Here is a 12973-nt window from a genome sequence, read left to right on the forward strand (position 1 = left end):
ACTTAGGCAAGTTCTTCTGTTTCCTCTTCTTCAGCCAAGGCTTTTTGCTGACGCCATATCTTGTAGAAGACAAGGGCTAGGAAGAGAACATTGATGACGATATAGAAAATGCTGACAGCTTTTGAACCAATACCCATTGTCAAACGAATAGTTTCATCTTGAACCAGCTGCAAAGCGTCTTGTAAAGTCACATAGGTATAAATCGAACCAATAATGGCTAGCAAAACATAGCCGACATAAGTATAGTTTGCATACTGCAAATTCTTACGAACAAGGAATACAATCGCTACTACCACTAAAATAGCAGATAGTACAACCAAGGCCACATTAAAAATAGAATGAGATGCTTCTGCCACTCTATAGCTAAAATTAATGCTATCTTCTACCTGCTGAGCACTGACCCCTGCAACTTGTTTTTGAGCAGCACGAAGGACTTCTTTACTAGGCAAGGGCTTCAAAAGTTCAAACAGAGACGTAGCTGAAATAAGGGCAGACAAGATGAGCAAGACCCATAGATAAATTGGTTTCTTTTTCATGATAGAACCTCCTGATGTTATTATTGATATTATAGCACTTTTTGTAAAGGGATACAACTATTATAGTGTCGTTTCTACCTGTTTTCGGTAAGCTTTTGGCGATTTTCCGCACAATTTTCGGAACACTTTATAGAAATATCCAACATTACTGTAACCAACAGCATAACAAATATCTTCGATACTGTCACTAGTTGAAAGCAAGAGCTGTTGGGCAGCCTTAATGCGTTGTTTGTTTAGTAATTCTGCGAAGGTCGAATTGGTTTCACGCTTGATCAACTGCCCTAGATAGACAGGATTGATAAAGAGATCCTTACTGATATCCTTGAGGGAAAGTTCTTTCTGATAATCACGCCCAATGACTTCCAGCACACTGACCACGTTTTCATTCATACGATATTGCCCAAAGAAGCGGGTCAGAGTTTCCTTGATATAAGGAACCAATTGATCGAATGATTGAATAGCATGAATGGTTTTGACAATATCCGTCATATCATCAGCTTTGAGATGTTCAAACAAGTGAAAGACATCCATGACAAACTGGATAAAAAGCTGCTTGGTAATTGGAACACGGGGTGTATTTTCAAGAACTACCTTCTCCAAGAGATTTAACTCTTCTACGATTTGATTAAGATTTCCCTGAATGATAACCCTATAAATCGGTTCGTAATAGGCAAAGAGACTCTCAGACTGTTGTAGATTTACAGAGCCGTAAAAGAGGGCTTTCTCAGCATTCAGCTTCCAGCGTTCAAAGTGTTCTTGATAAGGAGCTTCAAAGGGAGTAACGACTAAACCATCTAGGGGTTGATCAGAAATAAAAATCTGCCAATCTTGACCCAAGACATAGTAGGGAATGGTGAAGGAGCCTTGCTTTTCCTTGGATAGGCCTATCCACCAATTCTCCTTACCTCCTAGATAACTAACAAATCCAGCCTCGTCTAAATCTTGACTGAGGGTCTGACTTTTCTTTCCTCTCTCACCGAGCTGACCTGCAATCTTCTCCAGCAGATTTCCCAACTCTACCTTATCAACAGGTTTGACCAGATAGTCCACCACACTAAGGTTCATTGCTCTTTTGACATAATCAAACTCCTGATAACCTGAGAGCAGGATATAGGCAACATCTGGTAAGATTTCTTTCATCTCCCGAATCATATCAAGCCCTGTTTTGTCGGGCATATTGACATCTGAAATGATGACATCGACGGGATTTTCCTGAACATATTCTAGGGCTTCATCGGCATGACTGGCTGTTGCGACGACCTCCATATCCCACTTATCAAAGGGAATCAAACGTTTCAGACCTTCTGTCACCATGTACTCATCATCTACTAATAATACTTTATACATTTTCTCCCTTTCTACTCATCTTGAATTGTAATACGATACTGAACACCTGCTTGCTCCGCAGACTCTATAGTAATGGCATAGCGGTCCCCAAAATAGAGCACAAAACGCTCATGTACATTGACAATCCCGATAGACTGCTTTTGATCACTGTAACTGGCTTGGTGTTCAAAATGTCTCTGCCTTAATTTTTCTCGGATATTTGCCAGTTTTTCAGCCGACATACCACGGCCATTATCGACCACTAAAATTTCCACAAAACCATCCTGTTTAAGAGCCTTGATACTAATCACATTATCTGTCCGTCTATGGTCAACACCATGCGCGAAATAGTTTTCTACCAGCGGTTGCAAGGTAAACTTAGGAATTTTCATATTCTCTAGCTCTGGGTCTATCTTGAAACCATAGGCAATGGACTTGGGATAGCGAACCATGCAGAGATAGCTGTATTTACGACAAAATTCTAATTCCTGTTTGAGAAGGGTCTCTCTTTCGTCGGAAATATTGTTACGCAAGAGACTACTGAATTCATAAATGATATCTGCCAACTCATCTTGACTTTGCATAACTGCATACATACGCAAAAACTCCAGCGTATTATACATAAAATGAGGATTGATTTGAGCCTGTAAGGCCCGCATATTGGCATCTTTTTGACTAAGCTCTAACTGATAAATATCATGGATATTCTTTTCCAAGCGATCCAACATATCATTGGTCGTCTCCGAGATTAGGAGCAATTCCTGATCCTTTTCAAGCGTATCAATGCGAAGACCTTCTTGTCCTTTGGCAATAGCTTGGATGGAATCCACCAGGTCCACTACCTGCTTTTGATAATTAGCAAAAGTCTTCCTCAAAGTCAGATAGAGAATGACAATAAAGAGAAGGCTCAAGCCCACAATCAAAGCAGAGCTAGCCACTGTTCCTTGTAAAACAAAGTTTTTAGGAACTGCCACCTGAACCTGATATCCATGAGAGGTAAAACCGACAAACCAGTTCTCATGTTCCCTATTGACCCTCTCACCAATATGAAAAATCTCCGTATCAAATGGTGATGTCACAGTCACAGCCATCGGGATATGACCTCGGGTATTGTCAATGGCATGATATAAGACTTCTGGATCCAAGGAGATGTAAATCACTCCTATAGATTGATCCGTTGCTGGGTCCAGAACTGGAATGCCAAAACTATTGGCCTCTGGTTTAAAGGCCTCAGCAGGCAAGACATGACCACTTCTTTTATCCCTTGTTGAAACATAAACTTCTTTAAAATCCTGCAAGACGATTGCAACACCCGTTATAGAGTCATTTTGGACATAAAGATCATCAATGTTTTCATACAGAGAAATAGAAGTTGACGAAGCTGCTTGATGCTCCAACAGCCAATAAAAATATTCAGAAGTTGACAGGCTAAAGTACTTATAAACCCCTTGTATCCGGTCTTGATTGGCTACTAAATCTTGCGCTAGCTGAGCTGACTCGCGATAATAATATTCCACCTCTTCGACTGTTCGAGTGGTTACACGCTGGGCTACTCTTTGAGCTTCCTTTTCCCGTGAATCCCAGTCAGCGTAAGAGAGTAAGATTGCAAAACTCGCAATAATAATCATCATAACTGAACTGTAGGTTCTTAGAAGCGTATGTAGCCAAAACTGCTTCATCCTACTTTGTCGCCAATTTTTCATGGATACTTTCATAGACCGGTTCCAACATATCACTGATAAAGAAATGCCACATCCCAATTCCTACAAAGAAAAGAAGAGCAGGCATATAGTAACCAATTGCCACAAGTAACACTGTCCCAAGGAGAACCTTGGCCACAGCCGCTAAGCTCATAAAGATGCCAATCAAGGATAGTTTGAGACGATTTCGATAGGACAAATCAAAATAAACTTGTAATTTCAAAGATACTGTATAAGCCAGAAACAGCAGGGCAACTACTAGAACATTCAAAAAGGTCGCAATCAAATGAATAATAGTCTGATGAGGCAATTGCACCAAGAGATACAAGCCATAAACCAAAACTAGATCCACTCCTAGAAAGCTATAGAAAATCAGGTTGCTTGAAACAAAATTTTGCTTGTAAAGAGACCAAGCCTCCTTCAAACTGTATTCCCGAAAGCTATAACCATGTTCTGCATATAAGCTCATCAAGGTGGCACTAGCCGGCGCTAGACCAAGGATAATCCCTCCTGCCAATGTTAATAGCCAAAAGAAGGCTGTCGCAATCATCCCTAAAAAGAAACGATTAAAGACAAAGTCTAAAAATCTACCCATGATATCCCCCTAAAAATAACTATGAAACTATTATATCATATTTCAAGCGTTTTCAAAAACTTCTAGTATCCATTTACAATCCCTTCAAACCGTGATACAATGAGAATTGTGAAAAAATTATCAGGAGACAATTCATGAAGAAATCTATCTTAACTACACTGCTTTTTGCAGTTCTTTACTTCCTCTCTATGGGGATTGGTGTCCTTTTGGGCAATCTCTTTGACCAAACTGGAAATATGTTTTATGCGCCTGCCTTTACTGCCCTTGTCGGCGGTAGCATCTATATGATCCTAGTCGCAAAAGTTCCACGCTTTGGAGCCATTACCACTATCGGCCTTGTCATTGCTCTCTTTTTCTTGGGAACTAAACACGGTGCTGGTGCCTTCCTTCCTGGAATTATCTGTGGCCTCCTAGCAGATGCAGTAGCTAGCCTCGGAAAATACAAGGACCAAACAAAGAACTTCCTTTCTTTCATTCTCTTTGCCTTTAGCACAACTGGTCCAATCTTACTTATGTGGATTGCGCCCAAAGCCTATATGGCTACTCTTCTGGCAAGAGGAAAATCCCAAGAATATATCGACCGTATCATGGTTGCGCCAAATCCTGGAACCATCCTTCTATTTGTTGCAAGTGTAGTCATCGGAGCCCTATTGGGTGCCTTGATTGGACAAGCCTTAAGTAAAAAATTTGCACAGAAAATCTGATTACTAAAAAAGAGCCAGGCGGCTCTTTTTTATTTGGCTCTATAATATTTGTAGTGGGTAAATCCCCTATGGATATTATGGCGCCTATTTTATTTATGCCTCAATTTCTTAGTCAAGAAATCTCCCAAGAATTGGATTGCAAAGATAATCAAAATGATAATGATGGTTGCCAAGATAGTCACATCGTGATTGTAGCGGTTAATACTCAATGAAAATCAAAGAGCAAACTAGGAAGCTAGCCGCAGGCTGTACTTGAGTACGGCAAGGCAACGCTGACGTGGTTTGAATTTGATTTTTGAAGAGTATAAATCCATAAGCGACGGATACGTTACCAATACCACCAGCTCCAACCGCTCCGGCCATGGCTGTTTCACCAACAAGGGAAATCAAGGTCACAGTCGTCACACGAATCAAATCTGGCAGACCTTCTAGTAAGCCTGATTTTCCTAGGTTAAAATTTTTTACCCGAAAAACTTCTTTTTTCTAGTGATAAAATCAACCCTATCACACTCACTACCAAAAACACCCACCAACAAAGCCTGATATCTTGTAAAGCTAAGAAGGAAAATACAGACATCCCCAAGGGTAATGTTAGGGAAAAAATCATACTCAAGAGATTATTACTTCTAGCTAATACATCCGCGCTCAAATTAGACAATAACAGAGTATCTAATTTAGGCATTGATTTCGACATCAAATACATGACAAAAGCTAAGCAAGCAACACCTACTAGAGGAGAAAAATCTAAAATATTAGCAGTAGCAAGTAATACAAACAGAATTGCATTGAGCGATAGCAATCTTGAAAACGACCATTTACCAAAATAATCATGGGGAGTTAGGCTACCAATAATAGCTCCTCCCAAGCTAACACATTCAATTAAAAATAGGGCCTGAGCATAGCTGAGATGATAGATAGTATGGTCTAATAAGTAAAAGTGATAAATACCTCCAACAGCTCCTCCCAAAGTATTCATTACCAAAATGACAAGAATAATTTTAAACAATGATTTACTTTCTCTCTGTCTAAATATATCATCCATGTCCGCATAGATTGCCTTAACTTGTTGGAGTAAACTAATCGACTTATCCTCTACACTTACAGACAAATGCGTCAATTTTCTTCTATTTTTGAACAAAATAAGAGAAGATAGTAAAAAGAAGCCAGCATTCACAATCGCAACAAAAGAAAAATTTTGATTGCTGGTTGTGAGTAACCACACTCCTAAGGCTTGACCTCCTAGATTTGATAAATAGGAAACAAACTGAGTAAATGAATAAGCTTCATAGAGCTTATCTTCCGAAATATTATGCTGGATAATCGGCATACGAAGGCCTGCTGTATAATCCGATAAAATATCTGAACAGATATTAACCATACAGATAAAAGCAAACGTCACGAAGTTCTGGTCATGAATCACACTAGCAATCAAAAGAAATAGTAGACTTTGCACACAACCAACCCAGATAATTGTCCCTGCTTTATTCCGAGTATGATCAGCCTTAATCCCAACATAAAAAGTAAATAGGAAAGGTAAAATCGTAATCATATTCGCCATAAATACAGCTATATTTTTAAAGGGCAGACTCGCAGCATAAACGATAAATACCAGATTATAAATATAAGCTCCACTTGAGCTTAAAAACCTCGATAAGGTAAGTATTCTAAATAAATGATGTCTTAAGAATAGTTTCATAACAGACCTCCTTGGCAATCCAGTAAACTATCAATCTTCACTCTAGGAATAAGATTTTCTGTATTTAACCCCACGTCCTTTAGAATAGAACTAGTTATTAATAATTCTTTTGCTACTACAATAAATTCATTATTAGGAAAATATTTGTTAACTGCTAACAGAGTATCTGCTAACCCATCCATTCCCATCCAATATCCAGAAAACTGAGCATACTCAACCAATATACTCGAACTCAGATCCAAAATAATATCTTTGTATTTAAATGGATCAATATATAACAACATTCTTATGACCCCAGATGTTCCATCTAACAAATAAGGAGAAACTGTTGTGGTAGAATTTTTCAAAAATTTTCTACCACCTATGTCTAACAGATTGGATAATACAATCTCAATACCTCTACTTATAGTATATCTGCTGAAAGAAATTTTATGTAAAAAAATTAAAAATCCCGATAAACCATTTAAACCATAAGTATTAAAACTATCAAATATATCCAACGATTCATCAGAGGTTATATCTATACTTTCTGTAAAATCAAATCTTGACTCTAATAAATTCAGAAATTCTTCGTCACTTAGTGGTATAAATGCCGTACTTGAGGACGTAATTTTTGTTTCTTTCTGTCTCTCTGCATATATATTTGAAAATATTTTTTTAGCAGTATGTATATCTGGATTATCACTAAATAGATAATTTATTAGAATATCTATGTTCGTTACTATTCCTTTTTGAAGAAGTAATTCTTTTACTTTATTAGTTTTTAAAGCTTCTTCTTCTCTCAAGTGTAATCTCCCCAGTAAAAATAACATCAAGTTTGCAACTTTATAACAATCTGCTTTTTTACCTTCTATACAATTCCATTTTTTTAAACAAATGTCATTATAAATACCTACTGTCGGAGATTCAGATGATTGATATGAGTTTTCTAAGTCAATAAAATACAAATCTAACATTTCTGTAATCAGAATATTATCTGAATGAATATCATTCAACACAATATTTTCTTTATGAAAATATTCAACCACTTCAATTATTTTTTCAAAAATTCTTAATAAAGTAAGAAAATTGGAGTAATTTTTAATAATGTCACTACTAGAATAAGAATATAAGTTATAATCATCTACAAAATCTTTTAATGTGTAGCCGTCTATAAATTCATAAATAAAATATCCATTTGTCCATTCATTAATATTTTCAAGCGATTTGGGAATATATTTGATTAGCTTCTTAGATAACTCCCACTCTCTTTCTCTAAACTCCCTCTTTTCTACATTTATATATGATAAAACGAAATTACGGCATTCCTTTATCACAACTTTCCTATTATATTTTTTTGAATTAGCTAAATAGATATTACCGCCATTACTAGATTTTATTATTGAATTTATTTCATAATTATTAGACATGTATGTATCTTCAAATATTTGAGGTTCTTGAATATCTTCAATCCATTTAGGTAAGTCAAAATAAGATTTTTGATAATCTTGCCAAACTTCCCCATCTGGTCCATACATACTAGGTAAGCCGTCAATTAAATGCGCTTCATTAACAATATTACATCCAAATCTGTAGAAAATATTATTTGAATTTTTATATTTTCTATCACTTAGTATATAAATACCTTGGAAATCACAAGGTATTTTTTGATAAAGCTTTTCAAGTAAATCTATACAGTGATCTCTATTCTTTGGATAAATAGTTATAAACTTCCCTGATTCTGCAGATGATTCATTTTCTGAAAAATTTTTATAAATTTTATCAAAGTCAGACAAACATTTATACATAGTTCTTTCTCGTTCTAGCAACTTACTAACTATATCAAATACTTGTGTATAATTCTTTATAGTAGCAGAAATATGAATTTTAAAACCAAATTCTTCCAATTTATATAAATTATCATTATAGTATGTGAAGTCCATTCTATCCATAGTTCACCTTTTTACAAATAGATAAAGGAGTATGATATACAAATCTATACTCCTTATAAAATATTGCCAATCTGAGTTCATTATCCTTTATGAACTGAACATTTGTAAGTAGCTACAAATTCTTTGACTGGTTCTGCATGTTTTGATGCAGTCATTGCAAATTTTGTCATTTCTGTTACCTCCTTTGTTTTATGGAACCAGTATAACAAAAAAAGTGGGGCTCCCCACTTTTTTGTAATATATTTTTTCTGAAAATAGAAACTCTAGCGCCTAGAAACTACTAATTATCAATCCATCTACAAGGCTATTTATTTTTCATCAGTCGATGTAACGAGAATATATTACAAATCTTTATTTGAAAGTTGATTTGCAAAATAGTTTTCATAGTATCTTGCACCATCTACATACTCTAAATCTTGTAAGATTGTAATGCCTCTCTGGATTTTTTCAAGACCCTTATTTTTTACATTAAAAATAGTATCATAATACCCTTTAGCAATCATATAAATGATTTTAAGATAAGCTTGAGATTCTGGCAATTCTCGTTTTTCAATCTGAAAGATAAAATAATCTGCTTTTAATTTATCCTTTTCCTCTATCGCTTTAAAGAGTCCATTAATTAAAATGGTGTCAATACCAACTTTGTTACTAGGTAAAGAGCCTAATAAATCCGTCTTTTGCAACATCTCCCTAGAATATTTAAAATAGAGGGGCAGAGGAAACAAAGTAGAAATCGTTGAAAATAGTTCCAATTCATAATTTCCCCAGATGTCAATAGTAAAAAAATAGTCATAGAGAAAAGTCAGTTCTTCATCCGTTGCTCTTATTTCTGAATCAAAAAACACAAGAAGGCTTTTGATACGAATCATTTGTAAAAGATAGCTTGTTTCACCACTTGATCTATACTTTTGAGTCGTCTCTTCATACAAGGAATGGAGAGAATCAATCCCTTCTCTATCATATAAATCCCAAAGATTTTCTTGAAAAGCCAAAACCTTTTTCTGAGAAAAACCACGTACCAAGTACATAAATTCATTCAAATCAGAGTGGATGTTATCTAAGGCAGTAATCAATTTCATAGATGATAGGTCTGCTTCTCCACGCTCAAATTTGCTAAGCATGGAATAAGTAAACTCTCCTCCCGTCGCCTCCTGTAGAGATACATTCCGACTCTTTCTCAATTCTTTAAAAACTTCTCCCAGATTTTGCATATTGACTCCCCACAATTCTTAACTCTCTAACTCATAAAAGTAACGGTTGATAGCAACCAGTACAGAAAATTTCAAGTCTTGACTATAACGACAACTCCTATGAATGATGTACAGATTGCCTAGATCTCTTTATTTATGGCTCAATTTTTTGGTCAAGAAATCTCCCAAGAATTGGATTGCAAAGATAATCAAAATGATAATGATGGTTGCCAAGATGGTCACATCGTGATTGTAGCGGTTAAATCCATAAGCGATGGCCACGTTACCAATACCACCAGCTCCAACCGCACCGGCCATAGCTGTTTCCCCAACAAGGGAAATCAAGGTTACAGTCGTCACACGGATCAAATCTGGAAGACCTTCTGATAGGTAAACACCTACGATATCCCAGAATGTCGCTCCGCTAGCTTGAGCCGCCTCAATGACACCACCATCTAGCTCAGCCAATACCACCTGTACTTGACGGGCAAAGAAGGCAAAGACTGCAAAAGATAGCGGTACGATAGCCGCATTTGGACCAATACTTGTCCCTACGATTAGATGAGAGAAGGGTGACAAGACTGCCAAGAGAATGATAAATGGTACCGCACGGAAAATAGAGGTAATCTTATCTAAAATCCAGAAAACGACCTTATTTTCCAAGACACCACCTGGCGCTGTCAAAACAAGGAAAAGACCTGCCACTAGCCCCAAGAACCCTCCGATGATGAAAGAAAGAACTGTCATATAAAGAGTTAGATAGATGGCTGTTCCCCAGCCTGCCTGACCAGCCCAACCCATTTTATAGACATTTGGCAAATAGGTTTGAATCAATGATTCCATCTTACTGTCCTCCCTTCAATACTTTTAGTTGTACGCCTGCTTGACGAATGGCTTCTTGGGCACCTGCCAACGCTGCTTTTTCACCTGACAAGACCACAACTAATTCTCCAACAGGAGTACCATCGAGAATTTCGATATTTCCATAGAGGATATTAGCCGTTACTTGATAATGCTTGTACAATTCATTCAAAAGTGGCTCGTCTGTTGAAGCACCTGCATACTTGAGTTGCACCAAAAGGCTGTTTTCAGACAGATGTTGCACGATTTCTTGCTTCTCTATTTTGACCATGGCTTCGTCAATACCTGTAGCTGTTGAGATAAAGTCTTGAGTCAAAGGTTGTTTAGGGTCTGAGAAGATTTCAAGGACGCTGCCCTCTTCAATCAAATGCCCATCCTGCATAACTGCCACACGATTGGCAATGTCTTTGACAATCTGCATTTCATGCGTAATCAAGACAACCGTCAAGCCTAATTTTTGGTTCAAATCTTGCAACAAGGCCAAAATTTGCTTGGTTGTCTTCGGATCAAGGGCAGAAGTTGACTCGTCTGAAATCAAGATTTTTGGATCATTTGCCAAGGCACGCGCAATGGCCACACGCTGTTTTTGCCCTCCAGATAATTGTGAAGGGTAGTTTTCAGCACGGTCTGCCAAGCCAACCAAGTCCAACAACTTAGCTACTTTAGCCTTCTTTTCTTCCTTGCTAAGTCCAGAGTGTTTGAGTGCAAAGGCTACATTCTCCTCTGCTGTCTTTTGGCTCATCAGGTTAAAATGCTGGAAAATCATCCCGATATCTTGACGTTTACGACGCAACTGCTCTGCTGTCAAGGTCACCTTACCATCAAAAATCACATCGTCGTCAATGGTAATTTTCCCTGCAGATGGTTTTTGCAAAAGGTTAATCACCCGTACAAGGGTTGATTTCCCTGCTCCAGAATATCCAACGATTCCGTAGATATCCCCTTCTTGGATGTGAATGGTCACATCCTTGACCGCTGTGATGGTTCTCTTCTTCTGATGAAAAGTCACATCGATCTGATCTAACTTGATAATATCTCTACTCATAGCTTCTAATCAGCTCCTCTACTAATTCAATATGGGTGTAATAATCGGCGATTCGCACATTTTCATCTCCACCGTGGTCTCGACTATTAGCATTTCCTAGACCGAAGGCCACCATTGGCACCTCTAGGGCATCAAAGACCGTATGCATTGGCCCTGTCCCAGCTGTAGTCGGCAAGACTGAAACGCCCTGTGGATAGAATTTCTTAGCCAACTCGATTACATTGAGAATGGCTGGCGCGCTCATATCGCTTCGATAGCTCATCTCTCCCAAGGTATAGTATAATTCTACCTTATCAAAACCATTTTTGTCTAGCTGTTTCCGAATTTTTTCCAGAACATCATGCGGTTCTAGGCCAGGAACCAAACGAACTTCTAGCTTAGCGCTGGCTGCTGCAGGCAAAATCGTTTTGACTCCTTGTCCTTGATAACCTGACTGAATCCCTTCTATATTAAGAGCTGGCTCGAAAAAGAAACGTTTTAGAAAGGCTGCGCGGTCCTCTTGTAAGAGAGGCAATTCCAAACCATAAATCTGGCTGATTTCCCCTGGATTTCGTTGGGCGTAAGTGTCCACCAAGGCCAACTCTCGTTCATTTGGCTCTTGTACTTCTTCGTACAAACCTTCAACCAAGATACGACCATCTTCGGCACGAAGAGACTGTAGGGCTTGAAGGAGGTACCAGGGAGCTGACTCCACAACCCCACCATAACTAGAGTGGATATCCACATCAGCACTTTTAACCTTGGCATCAAAGGTCACAATTCCTTTATTTCCACCAGAAATTTCCAGCTGTTCCAAGGCATTTTTTGTCCCTTGTTCCCAGACCAACAAATCTGCGCCACGGAGTTTATCCGCATTTTTTTCCAGATATTTATCTAGGTCTGTCGAAGCCGATTCCTCCGCTCCCTCCATGATAAAACTGATATTGACAGGCAGGTCATCGTGGTGCTGCATGTATTTTCTCAAAGCACTCAAACGAGCTGTGATATGACCCTTGTCGTCATCAACCCCACGCCCATACATGAAGCCATTACGCACCGAAAGCGTAAAAGGATCCTCTGTCCAGACCTGATCCCCGTCCGCTGGCACAGTGTCATAGTGGTTATAGAAAATTAGGGTCTTGGCGTCTGGACGCGAACTCTTGAAATGCGCCATGACAAAGGGCGCCGTATAAGTCTCATCAATCTCCACTTCGGCCCCAACACGCTTGAAAATATCACCCAGATAGTTGGCAACTTCTTTGAGACCCACCTGTTGGGCAAAGACCGACTTCTTAGAAATTAAGGTACGCAAAACCTCAAAATAATGCTGGGCCACATGATCATTTTCAAATTTTTCAATCTGTTCTTGTTCGCTAGGAAAAACCATATTCTCTCTACCTTTCTATAAAC

General features: G+C 38.1%; 11 protein-coding genes and 2 pseudogenes. 1 reads left to right on the plus strand and 12 read right to left on the minus strand.

The features are described from left to right. Nucleotides 1–2 precede the first annotated feature (2 nt). Genes M1G05_RS06675 through M1G05_RS06690 form a run of 4 tightly spaced genes read right to left on the minus strand, consistent with a single transcriptional unit; the run spans nt 3 to nt 4157 of the window. Entirely contained in the window at nt 3–536 is a 534-nt protein-coding gene (locus M1G05_RS06675) for an ABC transporter permease (protein WP_023946835.1), read from the minus strand. 60 nt (nt 537–596) lie between these two features. After that, complete coding sequence (locus tag M1G05_RS06680) at nt 597–1883, minus strand: response regulator transcription factor (protein WP_247953391.1); 1287 nt, start codon at nt 1881–1883, stop codon at nt 597–599. Between the two features lie 11 nt (nt 1884–1894). Beyond that, nucleotides 1895–3565, minus strand: a complete 1671-nt coding sequence (locus tag M1G05_RS06685) for a sensor histidine kinase (RefSeq protein WP_345773055.1) — start codon at nt 3563–3565, stop codon at nt 1895–1897. Continuing rightward, complete coding sequence (locus tag M1G05_RS06690; RefSeq protein ID WP_247953393.1) at nt 3543–4157, minus strand: YesL family protein; 615 nt, start codon at nt 4155–4157, stop codon at nt 3543–3545. Before M1G05_RS06690 ends, M1G05_RS06685 begins: the two co-directional genes overlap by 23 nt. A 134-nt stretch (nt 4158–4291) precedes the next feature. On the opposite strand from M1G05_RS06690, the gene M1G05_RS06695 reads away from it, so the two are divergent. Further along, nucleotides 4292–4861, plus strand: a complete 570-nt coding sequence (locus M1G05_RS06695) for an MptD family putative ECF transporter S component (protein ID WP_247953394.1) — start codon at nt 4292–4294, stop codon at nt 4859–4861. Between the two features lie 89 nt (nt 4862–4950). Here the strand turns inward: M1G05_RS06695 and M1G05_RS06700 are convergent. From M1G05_RS06700 to M1G05_RS06735, 8 genes and pseudogenes are all read right to left on the minus strand, one after another. Continuing rightward, nucleotides 4951–5061: pseudogene (locus M1G05_RS06700) on the minus strand (ABC transporter permease); the annotation flags it as partial. A 109-nt stretch (nt 5062–5170) separates the two neighbouring features. Beyond that, nucleotides 5171–5296: pseudogene (locus tag M1G05_RS06705) on the minus strand (ABC transporter permease); the annotation flags it as partial. A gap of 16 nt (nt 5297–5312) precedes the next feature. Further along, nucleotides 5313–6557, minus strand: coding sequence for an MFS transporter (locus M1G05_RS06710; protein ID WP_238095537.1), 1245 nt, complete (start codon nt 6555–6557; stop codon nt 5313–5315). Further along, nucleotides 6554–8488, minus strand: a complete 1935-nt coding sequence (locus M1G05_RS06715; protein WP_049502606.1) for a class III lanthionine synthetase LanKC N-terminal domain-containing protein — start codon at nt 8486–8488, stop codon at nt 6554–6556. The genes M1G05_RS06710 and M1G05_RS06715 overlap by 4 nt, the downstream gene beginning before the upstream one ends. 341 nt (nt 8489–8829) lie before the next feature. Beyond that, entirely contained in the window at nt 8830–9699 is an 870-nt protein-coding gene (locus M1G05_RS06720) for a helix-turn-helix domain-containing protein (RefSeq protein WP_049502605.1), read from the minus strand. Between the two features lie 129 nt (nt 9700–9828). Further along, the gene (locus tag M1G05_RS06725; RefSeq protein ID WP_000444647.1) at nt 9829–10521 is read right to left on the minus strand and encodes a methionine ABC transporter permease; all 693 of its coding nucleotides are present in this window, start codon (nt 10519–10521) and stop codon (nt 9829–9831) included. 1 nt (nt 10522) lies between these two features. Next, the gene (locus M1G05_RS06730; protein WP_033680837.1) at nt 10523–11584 is read right to left on the minus strand and encodes a methionine ABC transporter ATP-binding protein; all 1062 of its coding nucleotides are present in this window, start codon (nt 11582–11584) and stop codon (nt 10523–10525) included. Further along, nucleotides 11577–12950 carry a M20 family metallopeptidase gene (locus tag M1G05_RS06735; RefSeq protein WP_045612393.1) on the minus strand — a complete coding sequence of 458 codons (1374 nt, stop codon included), beginning with the start codon at nt 12948–12950 and terminating at the stop codon, nt 11577–11579. Before M1G05_RS06735 ends, M1G05_RS06730 begins: the two co-directional genes overlap by 8 nt. Nucleotides 12951–12973 lie beyond the last annotated feature (23 nt).

Source organism: Streptococcus mitis, assembly GCF_023109515.1.
In the GTDB taxonomy this organism is placed as follows: domain Bacteria; phylum Bacillota; class Bacilli; order Lactobacillales; family Streptococcaceae; genus Streptococcus; species Streptococcus mitis_CS.